Here is a 900-nt window from a genome sequence, read left to right on the forward strand (position 1 = left end):
GTCGATCTGCAGCTCGGTGAACAACGAGGTCGTGCATGCGATCCCGAGCCGGCGGCGGGTGCTGCGCGAGGGCGACATCGTCTCGATCGACTGCGGAGCGATCGTCGACGGCTGGCACGGCGACTCGGCGATCACCGTCCCCGTCGGCGAGGTGGCCCCCGAGGTGCTCGACATGCTGCGGGTCTGCGACGAGGCGCTGTGGCGGGGCCTGGCGGCCGCCCAGCTCGGCGGCAGACTGACCGACATCAGCAACGCGGTGGAGCGCCACATCACCCCGCATGGCTACGGCATCGTGGACCACTACGGCGGTCACGGCATCGGCACGGAGATGCACCAGCCGCCGCACGTGCTGAACTACGGCCGGCCTGGGCGCGGTCTGAAGCTGGTCGAGGGAGTGGCGCTGGCCATCGAGCCGATGATCACTCTCGGCTCGCCGGACACGGTGATTCTCTCGGACGAGTGGACGGTCGCGACGAAGGACGGGTCGCTCGCTGCCCACACCGAGCACTCGGTGGCGGTGACTCCGCGTGGGCCGTGGGTCCTGACCGAGCCGGATGGTGGCGTGGCGCGGTTCGCCGCGCTCGGTGTTGCCTGCGGTCAGCCGGCTGACGCCCCGACCGGCTGACCCCGCGCGGCCGCCGGGACGACACGGCCCGCGGACGCCTCGACGGGTTGGTCGCCCGGGATGGTCGACGGTCACGAGGGCGCCGGCTGAGGTCGGCGGGCCCCCTGTTGGCCCTTGACGAGCCGGGCACGTACACTCAGGAGTCGACGGTCTCAAGCGTTGTCGGTGTTCGTCGTTCACACGGCGGGCCCGCGCAGTGACCTGGCGCGATGAGCTCGCGTGGCGCTCTCTGGGGTGCGGCGCCGGTCCATACGGGTCAGGGTCCGTCATCCCAA

1 protein-coding gene is annotated in these 900 nt (G+C 71.4%); it reads left to right on the plus strand.

Annotated elements, in window-relative coordinates; all coding sequences use genetic code 11:
- Positions 1-625, plus strand: a 625-nt coding sequence (gene map / locus FREUN1FDRAFT_RS39220; protein WP_006546017.1) for a type I methionyl aminopeptidase, incomplete at its 5' end; no start/stop codon positions are given.
- Positions 626-900 lie beyond the last annotated feature (275 nt).

This window comes from Parafrankia sp. EUN1f (genome assembly GCF_000177675.1).
Taxonomy (GTDB): Bacteria; Actinomycetota; Actinomycetes; order Frankiales; family Frankiaceae; genus Parafrankia.